The sequence below is a fragment of the Roseateles sp. DB2 genome (assembly GCF_051857535.1).
GTDB lineage: Bacteria > Pseudomonadota > Gammaproteobacteria > Burkholderiales > Burkholderiaceae_C > Roseateles_B.
This window is the reverse complement of sequence record NZ_JBPZGY010000010.1, coordinates 112569-133801: the sequence shown is the minus strand read 5'-3', so window position 1 is coordinate 133801 and position 21233 is coordinate 112569. Positions and strand designations below refer to the sequence as shown.

The 21233-nt window shown below is 62.8% G+C and carries 15 protein-coding genes; 13 read left to right on the top strand and 2 right to left on the bottom strand.

Features of this window, described 5'->3' with window-relative positions; all coding sequences use genetic code 11:
* Nucleotides 1–44 precede the first annotated feature (44 nt).
* The 4 genes from prsK to ACS5PK_RS15860 all read left to right on the top strand — a co-directional run bounded on the left by prsK (nt 45) and on the right by ACS5PK_RS15860 (nt 7732).
* On the top strand, nt 45–2162 hold the full coding sequence (gene prsK, locus ACS5PK_RS15875; RefSeq protein ID WP_439441228.1) for an XrtA/PEP-CTERM system histidine kinase PrsK: 2118 nt from the start codon (nt 45–47) through the stop codon (nt 2160–2162).
* A complete protein-coding gene (gene prsR, locus ACS5PK_RS15870) occupies nt 2159–3526 on the top strand; it encodes a PEP-CTERM-box response regulator transcription factor (protein ID WP_439441227.1) in 1368 nt (455 codons plus the stop codon). Before prsK ends, prsR begins: the two co-directional genes overlap by 4 nt.
* Nucleotides 3527–3557: 31 nt before the next feature.
* Nucleotides 3558–6332: an XrtA/PEP-CTERM system TPR-repeat protein PrsT gene (gene prsT, locus ACS5PK_RS15865; protein ID WP_439441226.1), complete on the top strand. Its 2775-nt coding sequence runs from the start codon at nt 3558–3560 to the stop codon at nt 6330–6332.
* Nucleotides 6333–6442: 110 nt separating this feature from the next.
* Entirely contained in the window at nt 6443–7732 is a 1290-nt protein-coding gene (locus ACS5PK_RS15860) for a GNAT family N-acetyltransferase (protein ID WP_439441225.1), read from the top strand.
* Nucleotides 7733–8097: 365 nt separating this feature from the next.
* On the opposite strand, the gene ACS5PK_RS15855 is transcribed toward ACS5PK_RS15860, so the two are convergent.
* Nucleotides 8098–8910, bottom strand: coding sequence for a PEP-CTERM sorting domain-containing protein (locus tag ACS5PK_RS15855; protein ID WP_439441224.1), 813 nt, complete (start codon nt 8908–8910; stop codon nt 8098–8100).
* Nucleotides 8911–9102: 192 nt separating this feature from the next.
* The gene (locus ACS5PK_RS15850) at nt 9103–10173 is read right to left on the bottom strand and encodes a nitroreductase family protein (RefSeq protein ID WP_439441223.1); all 1071 of its coding nucleotides are present in this window, start codon (nt 10171–10173) and stop codon (nt 9103–9105) included.
* 156 nt (nt 10174–10329) lie between these two features.
* Between ACS5PK_RS15850 and ACS5PK_RS15845 the strand changes: the two genes are divergently transcribed.
* The 9 genes from ACS5PK_RS15845 to xrtA all read left to right on the top strand — a co-directional run bounded on the left by ACS5PK_RS15845 (nt 10330) and on the right by xrtA (nt 21231).
* Nucleotides 10330–11205 (top strand): ThiF family adenylyltransferase, encoded by an 876-nt coding sequence (locus tag ACS5PK_RS15845; RefSeq protein ID WP_439441222.1) that lies wholly within the window; start codon nt 10330–10332, stop codon nt 11203–11205.
* Between the two features lie 238 nt (nt 11206–11443).
* Nucleotides 11444–12070: an XrtA/PEP-CTERM system exopolysaccharide export protein gene (locus ACS5PK_RS15840; RefSeq protein ID WP_439441221.1), complete on the top strand. Its 627-nt coding sequence runs from the start codon at nt 11444–11446 to the stop codon at nt 12068–12070.
* Nucleotides 12071–12171: 101 nt separating this feature from the next.
* Nucleotides 12172–13743 (top strand): XrtA system polysaccharide chain length determinant, encoded by a 1572-nt coding sequence (locus ACS5PK_RS15835; protein WP_439441220.1) that lies wholly within the window; start codon nt 12172–12174, stop codon nt 13741–13743.
* A 2-nt stretch (nt 13744–13745) separates the two neighbouring features.
* Nucleotides 13746–14777 (top strand): XrtA-associated tyrosine autokinase, encoded by a 1032-nt coding sequence (locus ACS5PK_RS15830; RefSeq protein WP_439441219.1) that lies wholly within the window; start codon nt 13746–13748, stop codon nt 14775–14777.
* Nucleotides 14767–16317: a TIGR03016 family PEP-CTERM system-associated outer membrane protein gene (locus ACS5PK_RS15825; protein ID WP_439441218.1), complete on the top strand. Its 1551-nt coding sequence runs from the start codon at nt 14767–14769 to the stop codon at nt 16315–16317. Before ACS5PK_RS15830 ends, ACS5PK_RS15825 begins: the two co-directional genes overlap by 11 nt.
* A gap of 4 nt (nt 16318–16321) precedes the next feature.
* Nucleotides 16322–17428, top strand: a complete 1107-nt coding sequence (locus ACS5PK_RS15820; RefSeq protein ID WP_439441217.1) for an XrtA/PEP-CTERM system-associated ATPase — start codon at nt 16322–16324, stop codon at nt 17426–17428.
* Entirely contained in the window at nt 17425–18288 is an 864-nt protein-coding gene (locus ACS5PK_RS15815; RefSeq protein ID WP_439441216.1) for an XrtA system polysaccharide deacetylase, read from the top strand. Before ACS5PK_RS15820 ends, ACS5PK_RS15815 begins: the two co-directional genes overlap by 4 nt.
* A gap of 160 nt (nt 18289–18448) precedes the next feature.
* Entirely contained in the window at nt 18449–19657 is a 1209-nt protein-coding gene (locus ACS5PK_RS15810; protein WP_439441215.1) for a TIGR03087 family PEP-CTERM/XrtA system glycosyltransferase, read from the top strand.
* Nucleotides 19651–21231, top strand: a complete 1581-nt coding sequence (gene xrtA / locus ACS5PK_RS15805; protein WP_439441214.1) for an exosortase A — start codon at nt 19651–19653, stop codon at nt 21229–21231. Before ACS5PK_RS15810 ends, xrtA begins: the two co-directional genes overlap by 7 nt.
* The last annotated feature ends 2 nt before the right edge of the window (nt 21232–21233 follow it).

The following is a 21233-nucleotide window of genomic DNA, read 5'->3' as shown; positions in this document are numbered from 1 at the left end:
CCGGCCTCGCCGCGGCGCTTTTCTTTCATTGATGCACATCGTTGATGTCATTTGATCTGGGCGTGGCCGGCTATCTGCTGGCCTTGCTTTTTTATGGGGCGTTCGCGGCTGCGTATGGCCTGCAGTTGCGGCGTTTGCAGGGCGAGCAGCGCCGGGGGGCCTGGTTTTTCTGGGCAGGGTTGCTGTGCAGCGTGGCCTGGGCGGCCGTGGGGCTCGCGCAGGAGTTGCAGAGCAGTGGCGGCACCTTGCAGGCCATCGCGCCTTTGCTGGATGCAGCCCGATACCTGGCTTGGCTAGGCTTCATGCGTTGGCTGCTGCATGAGGGCCGAAGCTCGAATGACAGGCGCCTGATCCATCGCAGCGCTCAGTGGCTGGCCATCGCCCTGCTGTTGGGCAAGGCCGTGCTGGAAGGACTGCCCGAGCTGCTTCCCGCCCCGCGAGCGGTGCTGAATCACTGGGCCGCGTTTGACTGCCTAGCGCTGGCGGTGCTGGGCTTGGTTCTGGTCGAACAGTTGCATCAGAACGTGCAGGCCAGTGCAAGATGGAACGCCAAGCCTGTGTGCATCGCTCTAGGGGTCATCTTCGCCTTTGACCTTTATCTCTACTCCCAGATGGCCTTGTTCCGGGAGTCGGATCTGGATGCCGTCAGCATCCGTGCGGGCGTTCATGCGATTGCCGTCCCCTTGCTTTTCGTGGCTGCGCGAAGGCATAGGGACTGGATTGCCAAGCTGCATGTGTCACGTGCCGCCGTCTTTCACTCGGCGACGCTGATACTCAGCGGCCTGTATCTTCTCGCCGTGTCCGCTGTGGGTTATTACCTGCGCTATACCGGTGGCGGCTGGGGCCGAGCCTTGCAGATCGGGCTGCTGGTGGTCTCGCTGGTCGGGCTGCTGCTGCTGTTCTTTTCCGGCGCACTGCGTGCCAAGCTTCGCGTTTACATCAGCAAGAACTTCTTCAGCTATCGCTATGACTACCGCGAGGAATGGCTGCGCTTCACCGCGATGCTGTCTTCCCAGAACTCTCCCGAGGCGCTGGGCCAGTCCATCATCGAAGGTCTGGCCAACTTGGTCGAGAGTCTGGGCGGCTCCCTGTGGTTGCCATCCCAGGTTCAGGGAGGGTTTGTCCAGGCGGTTCGGCACAATGCGGTCCGCAACTCGCTGGTGGTTCAGGAACAGGACGAATTCATACAGTTTCTGTCTAGCAGCGGCTGGATCCTGGATCTTGACCAACTTCGCGCCGGTGGCGTGGAGACCGGGAAGCATTGGGTGCGTGCGCCGCAGGCCTTGTTGGACGAGCCCAGGCACTGGCTGATCGTTCCCTTGCTGGCGGGGCCGCGGCTGATTGCCTTTGTCGTGCTGGAACGTTCGCGCGCAAGCCTGGACGTGAACTGGGAAGTCCGGGATCTGCTCAAGACGGCGAGCGCGCAGGCCGCTGGGTTCCTTGCTCAGGTGCAAGCCACTGAGGCCTTGCTCGAAGCCCGCAAGTTCGATGCGTTCCACAAGATGTCGGCCTTCGTGGTGCATGACCTCAAGAACATCGTCACCCAGCTCTCACTGATGATGAAGAACGCGCAGAAGCATCGTGACAATCCTGAGTTTCAGGACGACATGCTGGCCACGGTCGAGAACTCCCTTGAGAAGATGCGGCAGTTGCTGATGCAACTGCGGGACGGTCAACGGCCGTTGGGGGCGCAAGGGGGCGTTGACCTGCCGGCCCTGCTGCGGCGCCTCCAGGCGTTGGCAGCGAAGAAGGGGCGTACCCTTGAGCTGGGTGAGCTCGAGGCCATCCAGTGCCGAGGTCAGGAAGACCGCGTCGAGCGCGTGCTAGGCCACGCAGTACAGAATGCGCTGGACGCGACCCCCCCTGAGGGCCGAGTCTGGGCAACTCTGCATCGCCACGGCAGCAATGCCGTGGTCACTGTCACGGATACGGGTGAGGGCATGAGCGAGGAGTTCATTCAGACCAAACTCTTCCGTCCGTTCCAGACCACCAAGGAGACGGGCATGGGCATCGGTGCCTTCGAAAGTTTTCAGTATGTCCAGGAATTGGGGGGCAAGATTGAGGTGGCGAGCGCGGTGGGGCAGGGCACACGCCTCACAATCAGCCTGCCGTTGCTTTTGACACAGGAAGGCCAGGGCTTGGGGATGGTGGATGCTGCATGAGTAATGAGAACACACGTCAGCTGCTGATCGTCGAGGATGACCTCGCCTTGCAGAAGCAGCTCAAATGGTCGCTCGACGCCTTCGACGCGATATTGGCCAGCGACGGCACCAGCGCCGTTCAGCAGTTCCGCCGCCATCAGCCAGCCGTGGTCACCATGGACCTGGGCCTGCCGCCGGACCAGGACTCGGTCAGTGAGGGCTTCAAGCTGCTGGAGCGTCTGCTGGAGCTGGAGCCCGCCACGAAGGTGATCGTGCTCACAGGCCAGAATGATCATGCCAATGCCCTGCGAGCGATCCGCCTGGGTGCCTACGACTTCCTCTCCAAGCCCGTGGACCCGGACGTACTCTCGCTGACCGTGGAGCGTGCCTTTCGTCTGCACGAACTCCAGGAAGAAAACCGCCGCCTGCAGCGCGGGCAGCCAAATGATGCGCTTGGCGGACTGTTGACACGTGATCCTCAGATGGTGAAGGTCTGCCGCATGGTTGAGCGCGTGGCCCCCAGCGATGCCACGGTCTTGATCCTGGGCGAAAGTGGCACTGGCAAGGAAGTGCTGGCTCAGGGGCTGCATGCGGCCTCTCGACGCAGCGGCAAGTTCGTTGCCATCAACTGTGCTGCCATTCCCGAGGCGCTGCTGGAGAGCGAGCTGTTCGGCTACGAGAAGGGCGCCTTTACGGGGGCCACCAAGACCACCGTCGGCAAGATCGAGACGGCCCATGGCGGCACGCTGATGCTGGATGAGATCGGCGACCTGCCCATGGCCTTGCAGGCCAAGCTGCTGCGATTCCTGCAGGAGCGCAGCATAGAACGTCTGGGCGGGCGCGGCGAGATTGCCGTCGACGTGCGCGTGGTTGGCGCGACGCACCAGGACCTGCAGGCGCTGATTGCCGAGGGACGCTTCCGTGAAGACCTGTACTACCGCTTGGCTGAGATCGTGGTCGAGGTGCCGCCACTGCGCGAGCGGATGGGTGACGCGGTGCTGCTGGCTCACGCCTTCGTGAAGCGATTCGCCTCGGAACTTCGGCGTCCAGGGCTGAGCTTGGGTGAGGACGCCCAGGCGATCATCGAGCGCTGGAAGTGGCCGGGCAACGTCCGCGAACTGCAGAACGTGATCAAGCGCGCCGTGATCATGGCTGAGCACGAGCGCATCGCTGGATCAGACCTGTCTATCCGTGGTGTGCAGGATGACGGCCGGCAGCCTGTCAATGCAGAGTTGGATCTGCGGCTGGTGCGCGAGCGAGCGGAGCGGGAGGCTGTGGTCAAGGCATTGGCGCGAACGGATGGCAACATCGTCCGAGCCGCAGAGTTGCTGGGGGTCAGCAGGCCCACGCTCTACGATTTGATGAACCGCTTGCAATTGAAGTGAGCGGCCAAAGACCGCCCTAAAGGAGGCAGCTTTGCTGGCATTTTCCAGAACGATTCTCGCTGCGGCACTGGCGGCAGCCCTTCTTGGCGCCTGCAGCAGCAAGACGCCTGAGCAGCACCTGACCGCGGCCAAGGCCATGCTTGCCAAGAACGACGGCAAGAGCGCTGCAATTGAGCTGAAGAGCGCCCTGCAGGGCGACCCGTCCATGGCGGAGGCACGTTTCCTCCTGGGGACCACTTTGCTGGCGCAGGGCGATCCCATCAGTGCTCGCATCGAGCTGGAGAAGGCGCGGGAGCTCGGCTATCCAGCTGACCAACTCGTGCCCCCGCTGGCCCGTGTGCTGTTCATCTACGGCGAGTACGAGAAAGTGCTCAGCGAGTTTTCTCGAACGCAGCTGGATGTTCCCACGGCCCAGGCTGATCTGATGACCACCTTGGCGGAGTCCGCCTTGTTACTCAAACGCAAGGAATATGCCGAGCGTTTCATTCAGTCTGCCCTGGCTCTGGATGCCAAGCAGCCTCGAACCCTGCTGGTGGCGGCCAACGTGGCAGGCTACAACGGAGACTATGACACGGCGCTGCAGCGGGTGGCCCAGGTGCTGGCAGACGAGCCCAAGAATGCCAAGGCCTGGCTGGCAAAGGCCGAGTTCCTGCGCTTTGGCCTGGGACGCGACGCTGAATCCGTGGTGGCCTATGAGCAGGCGCTTTCCCTGGATCCAAAGTCTGTGGGGGCCAATGTGGGCCTGGCCACCTTCCGCCTCACCAAGGGCGATCTGGAGGCGGCTCGTCGGCAGGTCGAGCTGATGCGCAAGGCTTTACCCAATCACCCGCAAACCCGCTTTGTTGCTGCCTTGGTTGCCTTGGAGGCGGGGGACCTCAAGCAAGCCAACGAAGAGTCTCAGGCCATGCTGAAGCTGGGCCCCGAGGATGCGCGGTTCCTGCATCTGGCTGGTGCCATTGCCGCGCAATCCGGAGCGCTGCTGGTCGCAGAAAAATACCTCAGCCAATCCTTGAACCAGTCGGCAGACAACCCCTCTGCCCGCCTGCTGCTCGCGCACACCTTGCTGAAGGTCGGCGAGGCTGGCAAGGCACTCAGCGCCCTGCAGCCCCTGATGGAGCAGCAGGGGCGCAGCCACGCAGCTATGGCGCTGGCTGGACAGGCCTACCTGGTGCAAGGGGAAACCGGCAAGGCAGTCGACGCTTTCCGCAAGGCTGTTGATCTGGATCCCAAGGACGTGCGCAGCAAGACAGCCCTTGCGGTGGTGGATCTGGAGAAGGGGCGCATTGACGAGGGCCTGGGCACGTTAAAGGGCCTTGCCGCCGCAGACACGGCGGGCTACACCGCCGACCTGGCCCTGATCAGCGCGCTGTTGAGTCGAAGTGATTCCGCTGGCGCCTTGCAGGCAATTGCTCAGTTGGAGCAAAAGCAGCCCAAGCTCGCAGACGCTCCCTATCTACGCGGCAGTGTCCAGCTCAAGGCCAAGCTCTTTCCGGAGGCGCGGGCGTCGTTCGAGCAGGCATTGCAGCTGGCGCCTAGCCACTTCCAGGCGGCCGTGTCGCTGGCCATGCTGGACGTTGATTCGGGGCGCATTGCGGATGCCATCAAGCGCTTTGACGCGATGGTCGAGAAAGACCCCCGCAACATCCGTGCGCGCATGGCCTCCATAGAGTTGCGTGTCCGGGCGGGTGCCAGCGCTATCGAATATGAACAGTTGCTGCAGGTAGCCATCAAGGCCTCACCCGACGCTGCCGAGCCCAGGCTTGCCCTGATCCGGCATCGTGTAGCGCAAGGCGACGTCAAACAGGGCTTGCAGGCAGCGCAGGAAGGGCTGAGTGCCGTTCCCGATAGTGCCGAAATGCTTCTGGCCATGGGGCAGGTGCAGGCGCTGAGTGGGGACCTGAACCAGGCGGTCAGCACCCTGAACAAGCTGGTGGCCAAGATGCCGAATTCGCCCGATCCTTACCTGCGCATGGCGGAAGTGCATGCTCAGGCGAAGGACTTGGCAGGTGCTGCCCAGGACTTGCGTCGTGCCGTGGCGCTTGCACCTCGCAATGCCGAAATCTTGGGCAAGCTGGTTGCGATTCAGGTGGCACAGGGCAAGTTCAGCGATGCACGCACTGCACTCAAGGACATGGAAGTGGCGGGCGCGCCCAAGTCAGTGATCCTGGCTGCTCAAGGCGACGTGGCCTACGCGCAGAAGGCGTGGGCGGAGGCAGCACGTCAATTCAAGGCGGCGCTGGATCTGCAGCGCGACGACGCCATGCTCGCCATCAAGCTGCACTCAGTCTTGCAGAAGGCGGGGCAGTCTGCCGAGGCTGCGCGCCTGGCTTCCAGCTGGATGGCGGCACATCCAAAGGATGCTCACTTTCTCAGCTATCTGGCCTCTCTGGCTTTGCAGTCGGGCAAGCTCTCCGAGGCGGAATCCATGTTCAATCAGGTGCTGGCTCTGGAACCTCGCCATTCGGTGGCCCTGAACAACATGGCCTGGCTGCTGCTGAAAGCAGGCAAGTCCGGCGCTGTGGAGTATGCGCAGCGGGCTGTTCAGGTGCGTGATGACATCGACGAGTTCTGGGACACCTTGGCCATGGCCCAATTGGCTGCTCGTGAACCAGCGCGTGCTCTTGAGGCCTCACGGAAGGCGGTTCAACTGAATCCGGGGGCATCGGCGGCTCGTCTGCACATGGCTCAGGCCCTGTTGGCGACCGGGGACAAGAGCGGCGCCAAGGCAGAATTGGGCAAGGTGGACGCTGCCACTTTGTCGGGTGATCTCAAAGGCCTGTTGAGCGAACTCCAGCGTCAGCTGTGAGCTTGCACTGGCATGCTTGCCGCGATCGAGGGCTGCTGTCGGGGTGGTCTTCTTGAAGTAAGGTGTGCGTGTAGCCCGATTTCGCTGAAGTCGGGCAGGGAGGAACGATCATGGCCGGTATCAAGCGCTCTAGCTTGCGCAAGCGTCTCCATACCGCGTTGCGGGCATTGTTCGGAGGCTTGCCTCGCGAACTGCGCTTTGCCATTTATCGGCGCATGGTGGATTGTGACCCGCAACCTGATGCAAGGCTGCAACTCAAGATCGCCGAGACGCAGGAAGAACTCGAGGCCTGCTTCCGGATTCTCCACGACGCCTATGTTGCTGCCGGCTTCATGAAGCCGGACCCTTCGGGCATGCGCATCACGATCTACCATGCATTGCCCACGACGACGACGATTTGCGCCAAATGGGAAGGGCGTGTCGTTGGCACCATTTCCATGATTCGGGAGGGTGTTTTCGGCTTTCCCCTGCAAAGCGTCTTTGATCTTGCTGGCGTGCGCCGAAAGCGCGGCAATATCGCAGAGATTTCTGCCCTGGCGGTTCACCCGGAATTTCGCAAGACGGGAGGAGCGGTCCTGTTCCCCTTGATGAAATTCATGCACCAGTATTGCACCGAGTATTTCGATACACGGCATCTGGTGATTGCGGTCAATCCGGACAAGATTGAGCTTTATGAAGCGCTCCTGTTCTTCGAGCGCCTGCAGGCACGCACCGTTGATGCCTATGACTTTGCCAATGGGGCGCCTGCGGTGGGTGCCACCTTGGATCTCAGCCAATCCGAAGCGCTATTTCGAGCGGTCTACCAGTTCAGACCCTTGCGCAAGAATCTGCACCACTTCTTCTATCGCCAATCCTTGGACAACATCGTGTTGCCCAGCCGGCGGTACTTCACCACCAATGATCCCGTGCTGACGCCCGCGCTGTTGGACCACTTCTTCAATCGGTGTAGCCCAGTGTTGCAAGGCCTGGATGACCGCAAGAAGGCCTTGCTCTGGTCCATCTACAACACACCGGAGTATCGCCAGGTGCTACCCATGCTCTCCGGGCAGGCGCTGGAGCACCATCCACTGCGCCGGCATCAGCGCTACTCGATTCGTTGCCCTGCTGAAATGCGCCTGGTGTCAGCCACCGGAGAGCGTGTCTGCGTGTTGGACATCATGGAGATTTCAGCCTCCGGCTTTCAGGCCCGTTGCGGCAATGACCTGACCCTGGAACTTGTTGGCGACGTGGTGGTCGACCTTGGCGAGCATGAGCGGGCCAGGTTGCGTGCGCAGGTTGTGCGCAAGCGGGAAAGCGAGCAAGGTCGATTCTTCGGCTTCAGGTTGGTTGATGAGCCCGATGCAGCTTGGCGTGATTGCGTTGCTGCCTTCGAGACGGGGCAGACTCACCGTGACCTTTGAACGTGTACCAAAGTTCAGTTCGTGCAAGTGTAGGTGTTGGGCGATGCACTACGCATGCTGAGTGCACGCCCGGCTTAGGCCGGCATCTGTCAATCAAGCCTTCGGTGCGCGGCGGCTAGTCATCAGAAGCGGTGTTTTCGCGGGGGGCGTTCCATGCTGCCTTGCCTCGAACACGCACCTTGGGTTCCTGCCCTTGTGCGTCCGCTCATGCACCAGGCTGCTCGTCGTCGCGCAAGATGGCGCGCCTCGATGGAGGGGGCGGGCTGTATCGCTGTGTGCAAGATGACAGGAGTCAACTCTGGGGCCGAGCCAAACGAAGAAGGGGTGCCTTCGGCACCCCTTCCGTTGTTATCAGCGAGAGCTGATTACTTCTTTTCGCTGCGGCGACGGGCCACGCCCAGACCCAGCAGAGCGACGCCAGCCAGGGCGATGCTTGCGGGCTCGGGGATGTCACGCACCAGGTAGGCATCACCACCCGACGCAACGGTCACCTTGGAGCAAATCTTGGTTGCGTCAAAAGAGCAGGCACCAGTGCCCAGGAAGCCGGTGGTGTTGTTGTTGGTCACTGCTTGGAACAGCACCTTGCCCGAAGCCATGTCAGCGGCCAGGTTGATGCCCAGGCTGTCCTTGATGGCGAAGCTGGGGTTCAGCGTGTTCAGCACCATGGCCAGCAGCGTGGAGTCACCGTTGAAGCCGCCGATCACTGCCGTCGAGGAAGCATTGCCGCCCAGACCCACGATGCTGCCGGAAGCGTAGTTGCCGCCATTGCCAGACATCAGGAAAGTGCCGGAAGTGAACTGGTACCTGAATCCACCGCCCGGGTTCAGGGCCACAACCTTGCCGGCCACATTCGAGAACGAGATGGTCAGCGTGTCGCCCAGGCCGCTCGGAGGGCCAGAGTCACCGCCACCAGCCGAATTTTCCATGGTGTAGCTCATCGAGTAGACCGCGCCACTCTCAACGAACTTGGCGCCAACGAAGGCCTGGCCCAGGCCATTCACTTGCTGCTCCACCACCGCGGTGCCGCTGGTCAGGTTCAGACGACCGATGTTGGTCTTGCTCGTGGTGGGCGTTTGAAGCTGCCAGCCATCCAACACCACGTATCCAGCGGAAGCCGAGGCACTGGCCGCGACCAGAGCTGCAGCGGCTGCAGTGCGCAAAACGTGCTTGAAGTTCATGTTTCTCTCCATTCCTTGTTTCAGGTTGGTCAGCTGTGCGATTCGCTGAGCCGCCTGCAGTGTTGTCAGCAAACCCTGTGCCAGGAAAAAAAATTCCTTTAAAAGCAATGGGTTGCGATTTTGGTGGATGGGCCTGAGGCGTCCGGGAGGGCGCGGTGTAAAGTGCGCCGACACATGCTCGCTGCGTATGTATCAGACGCCGAGCGTGCTCAAGGGCTTTCGCACGGAGCGCGCTTTGGCGGCCGATCCGTGACCGATGCGTCCCATGAAGACGGCGCGGCCTGCGAGGTCCTGGCCCAGCAACCGTTCCATACGCCGGCAGATGTCCTTGGCCATCGGCATGGCGTGAGCAGCCTTTGAGAACTGACGCGATTCGCGTGAATACCTGCTAAATACCAATGGAGTCACTTCCGGTTGCAGCTGTAGTTGTAGGGCGGTCGCTTGCAACCAGAAGCGTTGAATGGCGCGTCCAGCCTGTACATAGTCCTCAGGACTTTGCGCAGCCTTGCTTGCGTGAATCACAAAATGCGCGGCGCAGCAGAGGGAAGGTAGAAAGTCCAATTCAATGCGTGGCGCCCAGGTGCCTGCGAGAAAAGTGTTGAAAAACTTGACACGTTGCCAGCTCTTCATGACCTGACGCATCAGCAGTACCGTTGGGGGGCTGGCGCCTAGGGCTTGATCCGGAACTTTGTCGATACTGAACTGCGCGTGCCATTCGATGATGTCACGGTGGACCTCGTAAGCCTCTTCGATGGTGAGGCGCAACTTGGCGGAGTGGAACAGTAGTTTGGCTGTCTTCAGCCGGTCGAAGCGCTGATCCAGCCAGTGCACGGCCATGCCTTGGGGCAGGCAAGATTGGAGGGCTTCCTTTTCCTTGTGGGTGAGGGCGGTTCGATGCAAAGGGCGCCGTTGCACACTGCGCTTTTCGATCTGGGCGGCCAACTGTTCCTGGCTTGCGCTCGGGGCTGGATGGATGCTGATGTCAAACTGCGGACGTGATTCCTGACTGAAGTCCATGCGATCGATGGACATCTGCCAGCCATGGCTGGCTGCTGCAATGGAAAAGGTCTCCAACCAAGTGCCAAAGCTGATTTGGCTGGGATGGCCGTCCAGGTCGTAGACGCAGTGGTCCCGGGTGTCGAAGCCATGGAGGCGGACTTGCCGTTCGCTGAGGCGTTCAAAACGCCAAGGCTGGGTGTTGTCCCCGCTGGGTGCCCAACGGGCCAGGTCAAGCAGTCGGTCCAGCATGTCGGGCTCGGTCATTCAAGTCTCCCTGTTGGTGAATTGCCGGGGCGGCTGGAATCTTGACATAGCTTGCACGGATTGGCGCAAACTGGCGGGCGTTGGCAAACCTGCCTGCCAACAGGCGCTGAATGCGCCAGGCCGCCAGCGCTGCATGGGCACAAACAGGGAAAACATATGCAAGATCAGTCTGGATTCGATTACGGCAAGGCCTTTTCGAGAAATATCGGTTGGGTGACCGAGGCGGAGCAGGCAAAGCTGCGGCGTTCGACGGTAGCCATTGCAGGGCAGGGAGGGGTGGGTGGTGCGCACGCCCTGACCCTGGCCCGGCTGGGCATCGGCGGCTTTCGCCTAGCCGATTTCGATGAGTTCGAAGTGCATAACTTCAATCGGCAGGTCGGATCCTCCATGGAGACCATTGGCCGCCCCAAAGTCAAGGTGATGGAGGAGATGGTCCGTGCCATCAACCCGGAAGCGGAGGTGCGCACCTTTGATCAAGGGGTGACCGAGGCCAATGTCGCTGACTTTCTTGAGGGCGTGGCTGTCTATGTTGACGGGATCGATTTCTTCGCCGTGGACGCACGCCGCCTGCTTTTCGCTGAATGCGCACGCAGAGGCATCCCGGCGCTGACGGCTGCTCCCTTGGGAATGGGCGTGGCTTTGCTGTACTTCAAGCCAGGGGCCATGAGCTTTGAGGAGTATTTCAAGGTCGACGGTCAACCTCGACAGGAGCAATATGCCCGCTTCATCGCGGGCCTGTCTCCAGCCATGCTGCAGCGGCCTTATCTGGTGGCGCCTCTGGCCGTCAATTTCGCCGAGCGAAGAGGGCCGTCCACCATGATGGCCTGTGATTTGTGCGCCGGCGTGATGGGAACCTCTGTGCTGAAAGTGCTGCTTGGGCGTGGGGAGTTGCGGCCGGCGCCCTGGGCGATGCAGTTTGATGCCTATCGGCAGAAATTGAGCTTCACGTGGCGACCCGGCGGCAATGCCAATCCGCTGCAGAAACTGCTGATGTTGTTCATTCGCCCGGTGCTGCGCGGCACGAACTCGTAAGCACTTGTTAGCCCGCTGATGCTGCACTCATACGAGGGATGGGCAGGGGCGCTCGGCTGGTGTGCAATCTCCGCCTGGGAAAAGGCCACGAGGTGGTCATGGGCGACGGTGGGGCTGAGGGAAGGTCCGCCGGCTGCCCGGATCCCTATGGCATGATGAGCTGCGGCCCTGTAGCCGCTCGGCCCGCAGTGCGCTTGTCGCCATCCCTTTCCGTAGATCAGCGAAGAAGGACAGCTCTATGTTCAAAGCCCTTGCCCTGCGTGGGTTCGTCGTTGTCGCGCTTGGCGCAGTCCTGAGCCTGCTCGGGGCCTGTGCCACGTCGGGCAAGTATCCGCAGGCGCCCGCCAAGGTCGGTGAAGGCAATTACAGCTACATCATTGGCGCCGGGGATAATCTGAACATCATTGTGTGGCGCAACCCAGAGTTGTCCATGACCGTCCCTGTCCGCCCTGACGGCAAGATTGCAACGCCGCTGATTGATGAGCTGCTTGCTCAGGGCAAGAATCCCGTGGAAGTGGCGCGTGACATCGAGAAGCAGCTGTCCAAGTATGTCCGCGACCCTGTCGTCACCGTGATCGTGACCAGCTTTGTCGGCCCTTACAGTGAGCAGATTCGTGTGGTGGGCGAGGCTGCCAAGCCTCAGTTCCTGCCTTACAAGCAGCAGATGACCCTGCTGGACGTGATGATCGCCGTCGGCGGCCTCACTGATTTCGCGGCTGGCAACGAAGCAACCATCCTGCGTTCCTCTGAGGGCAACAAGCAATATTCTGTGCGCCTCAAGGACCTTATCAAGCGGGGGGACGTTTCTGCCAATGTCGAGATGCGACCTGGCGATATTCTCATCATTCCCCAGAGCTTCTTCTGAGTCTTATGGCTGGCGGCATGAGTTTGCCGAGGCCAGACACCCTTTGACGGCGGTGGTCGCGCAGGCGATCACCGCTGATTGCTTCCGACAAGCAGACAACAATGGAACAGTTATTCGCTCAGTTGCTGACGTTGGGTCGGCGCATGTGGAAGTACCGCTGGGCAGGGCTGCTGGCGGCTTGGCTGGTGGGCGCGTTGGGGGTGCTGGTGGCCTTGCTGCTGCCCAATCGCTACGAGGCCAGTGCTCGCATCTATGTGGACACCCAGTCCATCCTCAAGCCCCTGATGAGTGGCTTGGCCGTCCAACCCAATGTGGACACTCAGGTGCAGATGCTCAGCCGTACGCTGATCAGCCGGCCCAATATGGAAAAGCTCGTCCGCATGGCAGACCTGGATTTGGGGAACCAGAGCAAGGCGCAGCAGGAAGCGCTGATTGAGATGCTGACTCGGGAGCTCTCCATCCGCAGCACCGCCAAGGACAATCTCTACACCCTGTCCTACCGCGACAAGGATCCGGACACCGCAAAGCGTGTCGTGCAGTCGCTGGTGTCCATTTTCGTGGAGTCCAGCCTGGGGGCCAGCCGCAAGGAAACTGCCACCGCGACGACCTTCATCAACGAGCAGATCAAAAACTACGAAGGCAAGCTCGAAGAGGCGGAGGCGCGTCTGAAGGAATTCCGCCTGCGCAACCTTGAGCTCACGGCCAGCGAGGGCAAGGACGCTGCCTCTCGCCTGGGCGAGTTGAGCAACCAACTGGACCGTGCCCGTCTGGAGTTGCGTGAAGCCGAGAATGCCCGCAGTGCGGCCAAGCAGCAGCTCGCGGCCGAACGTGCCCGCCTGGACAGCGCAGCGCAGACGGCGCTGCAGGATCCGTCCGCCTTTGCCATGCCCGAGATGGACGCGCGCATCGACGCCCAGAAACGCAATCTGGACGTGCTTCTGCAGCGATTCACGGACCAGCATCCCGATGTCATTCAGACCCGCAAGCTGATCAAGGATCTGGAAGACCAGAAGAAGCGCGAGCTGGCCGACATGCGCCGCAACAGCAGCGGCACAAGCACCAGCGGCGGCAGTGCGGGAACGCCCGTGCAACAGGAGCTGTCGCGCATGCTGGCGACCACCGAGGTGCAGGTGGCGCAGCTTCAGGCGCGGGTGGGTGAGTACTCGGCGCGTTATCAGCAGGCGCTTGCCGCACTGAAGACGGCGCCACAGCTGGAAGCCGAGGCTGCCCAGCTGAATCGGGACTACGCAGTCCACAAGAAGAACTACGAGGAGCTGGTGGCTCGCCGTGAGTCGGCGGCCATTTCCGGCGAGCTGGACGTGGCGTCCGGGGTGGCTGATTTCCGCCTGATCGACCCGCCTCGCGCCTCCAATCAGCCGGTCGCTCCCAATCGGCTGGTCCTGCTGGCTGCGGCTTGGGGCCTGTCCGTGGCTGCCGGCCTTGGCACCTCTTTCATTGCCAGCCAGCTGCGCCCCGTGTTCCATGACACCCTCGAACTGCGCGATGTGACCGAACTGCCCGTTCTGGGGGTGGTCGGGCGGCTCAACACACCGGCGGAAGTGTCGCGATCGCGCCGCAGCATGCTGCGTTTCTGGTCGGCTGGCAGCCTGCTGTTCATCTGTTTTGCCGTCGGCATCGCTGCGATGGCTGTCATTGCGAATCGGGGGGCTTGAGCATGGCTGGCAGTCTGATTGAACAAGCGGCGCAGCGCCTGGAACAGCTGCGACAGGCGGGCGTGGATATCGACCAACTGACGCCTCCTCCTGCCCCGCCGCCGCTGGTGGCAGAGGACGTGGCCTCGCCGATTCCCGCGCTCGCGCATCCTCCGGCTGCGCAGCCGGTCGCCGTCGCCAGCGTGTCCATGGCTGGCTCGGCAGCCCGCGCCACGTCGGCGCCTGCGCCTGCGGTTTCCAAGCGCGTCGAGCTGGACCTGGAGGCGCTCGCCGCCATGGGCCTGGTGACGCCCAATGCGCCGCGCACGCCCATGGCGGACCAGTACCGGGTCATCAAGCGGCCGCTCATTCGCAATGCCACCGGGCGTGGCGCCGAGATGCTCAACCATGGCAACCTGATCATGGTCACGAGTGCGCTGGCCGGCGAGGGCAAGAGCTTCACCTCCTTGAACCTCGCCATGAGCATCGCTGCGGAGCTCGACCACACGGTGATGTTGGTGGATGCCGACGTGGCCCGTCCCTCCGTGCTGCGCATGCTGGGCCTGCCGCCGGGGCCCGGCTTGCTGGACGTTCTTGACGAGTCCGTGGATCTGGCCGACGCCTTGCTGCGGACCAGCATCGACAAGCTGACCGTCCTGCCTAGCGGGACGCCGCATGCCCGAGCGACCGAGCTGCTGGCCAGCGATGCCATGCGCAAGTTGCTGGACGACATGGCGCGGCGCTACCCCGATCGCATCATCATCTTTGATTCGCCGCCTCTGCTGCTGACCACTGAGTCCGCGGTGCTGGCCTCCCAGATGGGCCAGATTGTGGTGGTGGTGCATGCCGAGAGCACGCCGCAGTCCGCCGTGCGCCGTGCGCTGGGCACCATCGAGTCCTGCCCCGTCAGGCTGATGCTGCTGAACCAGGCGCGCGTGGATGCTGATGGCAGCTATGGCTATGGATACGGCTATGGTTATGGCTACGAGCACAGCGAGTCGCCAGATGGCTCTACCAGCCTGCAGCCTGCCGAGGTGGCTGGACATGAGCAGTAAAACGCTGGAGCGCTCGTGGCCTCTGCTGGTGGGCGTCTGCATGGCGTCCGGCTTGCTTGGCGCGGCGGCGGCCCAGGAGTCCGGCGACGGCCCGGGTGCAGCGGGCCACCGCCTGATCGCGCTGGAGCCCCGGGTGCTGCTGTCCCAGGGCTACACCAGCAACCTCAAGCTCTCGAGCCATTCGCCCGATGCCGCCCTGGTCACCACCCTGGCTCCGGGGCTGTCCCTGCGTGCTCGTGGCCATGAGCTCAACGGCAACCTGGACTATTCGCTGAACGGCTCCTATTACCAGAAGTCCGCGGAGCCTGATCGCATCTACCACCGGCTGAGTTCACAGCTACGCTGGGCGCCGACGGACGGCTCCATGTTCGTGCAGGCTGTGGCTGGCATCTCGCAGCAGAATCTCAGTGTGCTGGGGCCGCGCAGTGTGGATCCCAATCTGCCCAACCCGAATTCGACGCAGGTGGCCAACCTCAGCGTGATGCCGGGCCTGCGCCTGCGTCTCGGAGGCGCTGCGGTGCTTGAATCGCAGGTGAACTTCACGCTGACGCGCGCCAAGGACACCAATCTCGGGGATCAGAGTGGCTATGCCGCAGGCGCGGTGCTGAAGCCTGCACGGGCCGGAGCCCAGCTCGGTTGGCAGGTCATGGCCGATGTGCAGGCCAGTCAGCCACGGGCCGGCCGACGCGTGGCAAGCGATCGCCTGATCGGCATGCTGAGCTACCGACCCGATCCCGATTGGCAGGCCGGTGTCAACCTTGGTACGGACGCCAACAACTACACCAGCGAGGGCAAGGAGCGCAAGGCGGCATATGGATTCCAGCTGGCTTGGAAACCGTCGCCTCGGACTTCAGCCGATCTTGCCGCAGATCGCCGCTCCTATGGCAGCACGCACAGCTTGGCTGTCGAGTACCGCTGGCCGCGCCTTGCCCTGCGTTTCTCGGACATCCAGCAGATTGCTCCGCCGGGTGTGCAGGGCGGACTCGGCACGCGGACGAACTACGATCTGCTGTTCCAGATGCTGGCATCTCTGGAGCCGGACGCCGAAAAGCGCCGGGAACTGGTGCTGGCCACGCTCAAGGCCAGCGGGCTGTCGCCGGATGCGGTGTCGGCACCCGGCTTCCTCAGTTCGGCCGTCAGTCTCTCGCGTTCGCGCCAGGTGGCAGCACTCTGGCAAGGGCCGCGGACCACCGTGAGCCTGTCTCTGGCGCACACCAGCAATCAGCGTCTCGGCGCTGTGAGCATCCCTGGTGATGATCTCGGCCTGGGCGAGCGCATCTCACAAAAGGGTGGCGTGTTGGCCATGTCGCACCGCTTGACGTCCATGAGCACCTTGTCGCTGGGCTATACCGATCAGCGCACGCACACTGAACAAGGCCTCGTGAGCAGCACACACCTTCGCACATGGAGCGCAGCGCTGAGCATGCGTCTGCCCCAGTCGCGGACCCTGTCGTTCAGCGTGCGTCGGGCCGAGATGGAAAGCCCTTTGCAGCCCTATGTGGAGAACGCCGTGACGGGCACTCTGCAGCAACTGTTCTAGTTCCATGTATGAAGCTTTTTACGGGCTGACGAGCAAGCCGTTCCAGCTCAGCCCGGACCCCAATTTCTACTTCGGCAGCAAGCAGCACCGGCGTGCCAAGGCCTACCTGGACTATGGCGTGCTGCGCAATGACGGTTTCATCGTCATCACCGGCGAGGTGGGCGCGGGCAAGACCACGCTGCTGCGTGGTCTGCTGGACAGCTTGAATCGCAGCAATACCGTCATCGGCAACTTGGTGACCACCCAGCTGGATGCCGAGGACACCCTGCGCCTGGTCGGCGCGGCCTTCGGTGTGCGGGTCAAGGACTTGCCCAAGTCCGAGCTGCTGATGGCCCTGGAGGCCTTCCTGGTCAGCCAGGCGGCTCAGGGCAAGCGCTGCCTGCTGGTGGTGGACGAGGCGCAGAATCTCAGTGCCCGCGCGGTCGAAGAGCTGCGCATGCTCTCGAACTTCCAGTATGGGAATCAGTCCCTGCTGCAGACCTTTCTGGTGGGGCAGCCCGAGTTTCGTGCCATCTTGCAGCGGCCGGAAATGGAGCAGTTCCGTCAGCGCGTGGCGGCAACCTGCCATATCGGCCCGCTGGATGAGGAAGAGACTCAGCGATACATCGAGCACCGGCTCAAGTGTGCAGGCAGTACGGGCAGTCCCAGCTTCGAGGCAGCGGCCTTCAGCACCATCCACAAGGCGTCACGCGGCATTCCGCGTCGCATCAACAGTCTGTGTGATCGGCTGTTGCTGCTGGGCTTCATGGCGGGCCGCACCTTGCTGACCCAGGCGGATGTCGACGAGGTCGTCAAGGACTTCCGCGAGGAGGCGGCGATTCCTGACTCGGCGCATGCTGCGCTGTCCAGCAGCCCGGCGTCGATGCCGGCGGCTCATCTGGGGCAGGCTGGCCTGGACATCGATATCGGGCAGATCAACCTGACGGCCTCGGCAGGGCAGGGCATGTCGGCGCAGATCCTGAGCCTGGCGCAGGACCATCACACCGATCGCCTGCAGCGGCTGGAGCGCAGCCTGATGCGTCTGGAACGCATCAATCTACAGACACTGGCCCTGCTGCAGAAGCTGGTGGATGCGGCCACCAGCAGGGACCGACGGGAAGGGGCTGAATGATGAAGCCGGTCAATGCCATGACCATTGACGTGGAGGACTACTTCCAGGTCTCCGCGTTTGCGCCCTATATCCTCCGCGAGCGCTGGAACGAGCTGGAATGCCGTGTCGAGCGCAATGTGGATCGCATCCTCTCCTTGCTGGCTGAGCATGACACACGGGCCACCTTCTTCACCCTGGGATGGATTGCCGAACGCTACCCGGCGCTGGTCCGGCGCATCGTCGCTGGGGGGCATGAGCTGGCCAGCCATGGCTACGGCCACGAGCGCGCCAGCGACCTGAGCCCGGAGGCCTTCCGCGAGGATCTCACCCGTGCGAAGAAGGTGCTGGAGGACCTTGGTGGCCTGCCGGTGCTGGGCTACCGGGCCCCGAGTTTCTCGATCGGCAAGAGCAATCTCTGGGCCTTTGACGTGTTGCGCGAGACGGGCCATCAGTACAGCTCCAGCGTCTACCCCATTGCGCACGACCATTACGGAATGCCCGATTCGCCGCGTACGCCGTATTTCGTCCGTGAAGGATTGCTGGAGATTCCGATTACCACGCTGCGCCTTTTTGAGCGCAATCTGCCCAGCAGCGGTGGGGGCTATTTCCGCCTGTTTCCCTACGGCCTCTCTCGCTGGATGCTGCAGCGGGTCAATGCCCATGAGTCGCAAGCGGCGGTGTTTTATTTCCATCCCTGGGAAATCGATCCGGATCAGCCGCGCGTTCAGGGGATTGATGCCAAATCCCGCTTTCGCCACTATGTAAATCTTTCGCGCACGGAGGGGCGTATTGCCCGTCTGTTGAAAGATTTCAACTGGGGCCGCATGGACGAGGTTTTCCTCAAACCTCGATTGACGGCTCAAGCAGCGGGTCAGCACTGAATGTCATTCGAGTTGGAAGTCCAAGGCCTGGTGTCCGTGGCTCAGGTCCGGGATGGGTATGCGCGTCCGGCGTGTGCTGGCGCTGGCCGTGCCGACGGACATGCCCGGTCGCGCCCCGTGCCGAGTCCTGCACAGGTCTTCATGCAGGCGGGGGGCTGAGATGGCCAACATCCTCTATCTCGTTCACCGGCTGCCCTACCCGCCCAACAAGGGCGACAAGGTCCGCTCCTGGCACCTGCTGAAGCATTTGGCGCAGCGCCACCGTGTCTTTCTGGGTACCTTCGTGGACGATGCGCAGGACTGGCAGTACCTCGACAAGCTGCGGGCGGTCTGCGCGGACGTCTGTGCGCTGCCACTCAATCCCAGGCTTGGCAAGCTGCGCAGCCTGAGGGGCCTGATCAACGGAGAGCCTCTGGGCCTGCCCTACTACCGCGATGCAGCGATGAGCGCGTGGGTGCAAGGCTGCCTGAAGAACCAGGATCTGGCGGCCAGCATCGTCTTTTCCTCCACCATGGCGCAGTACGCCTTGGACCTGCCGCTGCCTATGCTGGTCGATCTGATCGATGTCGACTCGCAGAAGTGGGTGGGCTATGCCAAGGCCCATCGTTGGCCCATGTCCTGGGTCTATGACCGGGAGGGGCGCACCCTGTTGGACTATGAGCGCCGCATCGTGAGCGCGGCCCGCATGAGCTATCTGGTGACGGAACCCGAGCGACAGTTGTTCCTGGGCCTGGCCCCCGGGCTGGATGACAAGATCCAGGCGCTGTGCAATGGCGTCGACAGCGACTTTTTCCAGCCACAGCAGGACAGCGCCAGCCCCTTCAGCGGCCCGGGACCGCACCTGGTCTTCACGGGTGCCATGGACTACTGGCCCAATGTAGACGCGGTGTCCTGGTTTGCCGAGGCTGTCCTGCCCGCAGTGCTGGCCAGGCACCCGCAGGCGCAGTTCCATATCGTCGGGCGAAGCCCGACGCCGGCTGTGCAGGCCTTGGCCAGCATGCATGTGCGGGTCACGGGCACCGTGCCTGATGTGCGGCCCTATCTGCAGCATGCGGATGCCGTCGTCGCTCCCCTGCGCCTGGCTCGCGGGGTGCAGAACAAGGTCCTGGAGGCGATGTCCATGTGCAAGGCCGTGGTGTCTGCGCGGGGTTGTGCGCAGGTAATCGGGGCGCCACACGGCGAGGCTCTTTATGAGGCCGAGACGGCAGAGGAGTACCTGGCCGCGCTCGAGGCGCTGCTGGGTGATCGCGATCGGGCGCAACGCATCGGCCAGGCTGCACGCCGCTATGTGCTGGATCACTACAGCTGGGACGCGCACCTGTCCGCCATCGACGGTGCCTTGAGCCTGGCCACGGGGGGGACATGCTGAAGGATTTGCTGCAGGACTGGGTGCACGACACGCGCAGCTTCTGGCGCAGCCTGCCGGCAGAACTACGCGTCGGCTGGCGCTCGGCGCTGCTGGCCTGGCTGCTGTGCACGCTGGCCGCCATCGTCCTGCTGTGGCCGTCCTTCGAGTCCATGGTGGGCATCTGGGCCCGCTCGGACACGTTCGCGCATGGCTACCTGGTTTTTCCCGCCGTGTTGTGGCTGGTCTGGCGCCGCCGCTACGACTGCCTCGTGCTCACGCCTCGCCCTTGGTGGCCAGCCTTGCTGGGCCTGGCGCTGCTGCTGCCGGGCTGGCTTGTCGTGCGTCTTGCTCATGTGAACGCGGCCGAGCATTTCGCCATCGTCGCGCTTCTGGTGCTCTTGGTGCCCCTGGTCTTCGGTCGGGCGGTCGGCACGCGGCTGCTCTTCCCATTGAGCTTCAGCTTCTTCGCAGTTCCCTTCGGCGAGTTCCTGCTGCCCACACTGATGAACTCCACGGCGGACTTCACCGTGGCTGCGCTGCGCGCCACCGGCATTCCGGTCTACCGCGAAGGTCTGGAGTTCGTCATTCCGAGTGGGCACTGGTCCGTGGTGGAGGCCTGCAGCGGCATCCGCTACCTGATTGCCTCCTTCATGGTGGGCACCCTGTTCGCCTACATCAATTACCGCAGCGCCTGGCGCCGCTGGATCTTCGTGCTGGTTTCCTTGGTGGTGCCCCTCATTGCCAACTGGCTGCGGGCCTACCTGATCGTGATGATCGGTCACCTGTCAGGCAACGAACTGGCCACCGGGGTGGATCACATCATCTATGGCTGGGTCTTTTTTGGTCTGGTGATGCTGCTGCTGTATATGGTGGGCATCCGTTATGTGGATGCGCCGCTTGCGGAGCCGCAGCCGGCCGTGCCTGCCCAGGCGACGGGTGTCCGTTCGCCCTGGCTGCAGACGGTACTGGCGCTGCTGCTGCTGGTTGTGCCGGCGGCCTGGGCCTATCACGTCGAGCACCTGCCGGAGGCGGATGCGCCCGTCACGCTCGCTCCGCTGCGCCTGGAGGCGCAGGGCTGGAGCCTCATCGACAGCGCGGGGCAGGGCGGCTGGAGGCCGGCCTATGGCGGCACCAGCGCACAGCAGCAGTCCTGCTACCTGAAGGATGGCCGGTCTTTCTGCCTCTGGGTGATGTTCTATCGGGGGCAGGACGATGAGCGCAAGGTCATGAACTCGGAGAACCGCCTCGCGGGCTTCAAGGACGACTGGGTGGAAGTGGCCTCACACGCTGCCGGCCGCGACGATGCCACGGGTGTCTGGCGAACGGCGCAGTTGCGCCAGCGCCTGCACATGTCCGGCAACCGTGAGGAGTTGGAGGTGCAGCAGACGCACTGGGTGGACGGCCAGTTCACCAATTCGTCTGTTCGTGCCCGCCTGCTGACGGCACGGTGCCGCCTGGGAGGTCGCGTCGACAACGCTGCCGCCGTGTTCATCTATGCACCGCAAGCGGAGGAGGGGCGCGCCGGGTTGGCAGATCTGCTGCCGGCCCTGACCCCCGCAATTCAGGGCTACCTGCAGTCACAGTCTCAGCGCTGATG

Excerpts from the sequence above, each read along its gene's own strand:
- prsK (WP_439441228.1), top strand. The coding sequence starts at position 45 with ATGTCATTTGATCTGGGCGTGGCCGGCTATCTGCTGGCCTTGCTTTTT.
- prsR (WP_439441227.1), top strand. The coding sequence starts at position 2,159 with ATGAGTAATGAGAACACACGTCAGCTGCTGATCGTCGAGGATGACCTC.
- ACS5PK_RS15860 (WP_439441225.1), top strand. The coding sequence starts at position 6,443 with ATGGCCGGTATCAAGCGCTCTAGCTTGCGCAAGCGTCTCCATACCGCG.
- ACS5PK_RS15855 (WP_439441224.1), bottom strand. The coding sequence starts at position 8,910 with ATGAACTTCAAGCACGTTTTGCGCACTGCAGCCGCTGCAGCTCTGGTC.
- ACS5PK_RS15850 (WP_439441223.1), bottom strand. The coding sequence starts at position 10,173 with ATGACCGAGCCCGACATGCTGGACCGACTGCTTGACCTGGCCCGTTGG.
- ACS5PK_RS15845 (WP_439441222.1), top strand. The coding sequence starts at position 10,330 with ATGCAAGATCAGTCTGGATTCGATTACGGCAAGGCCTTTTCGAGAAAT.
- ACS5PK_RS15840 (WP_439441221.1), top strand. The coding sequence starts at position 11,444 with ATGTTCAAAGCCCTTGCCCTGCGTGGGTTCGTCGTTGTCGCGCTTGGC.
- ACS5PK_RS15835 (WP_439441220.1), top strand. The coding sequence starts at position 12,172 with ATGGAACAGTTATTCGCTCAGTTGCTGACGTTGGGTCGGCGCATGTGG.
- ACS5PK_RS15830 (WP_439441219.1), top strand. The coding sequence starts at position 13,746 with ATGGCTGGCAGTCTGATTGAACAAGCGGCGCAGCGCCTGGAACAGCTG.
- ACS5PK_RS15825 (WP_439441218.1), top strand. The coding sequence starts at position 14,767 with ATGAGCAGTAAAACGCTGGAGCGCTCGTGGCCTCTGCTGGTGGGCGTC.
- ACS5PK_RS15820 (WP_439441217.1), top strand. The coding sequence starts at position 16,322 with ATGTATGAAGCTTTTTACGGGCTGACGAGCAAGCCGTTCCAGCTCAGC.
- ACS5PK_RS15815 (WP_439441216.1), top strand. The coding sequence starts at position 17,425 with ATGATGAAGCCGGTCAATGCCATGACCATTGACGTGGAGGACTACTTC.
- ACS5PK_RS15810 (WP_439441215.1), top strand. The coding sequence starts at position 18,449 with ATGGCCAACATCCTCTATCTCGTTCACCGGCTGCCCTACCCGCCCAAC.
- xrtA (WP_439441214.1), top strand. The coding sequence starts at position 19,651 with ATGCTGAAGGATTTGCTGCAGGACTGGGTGCACGACACGCGCAGCTTC.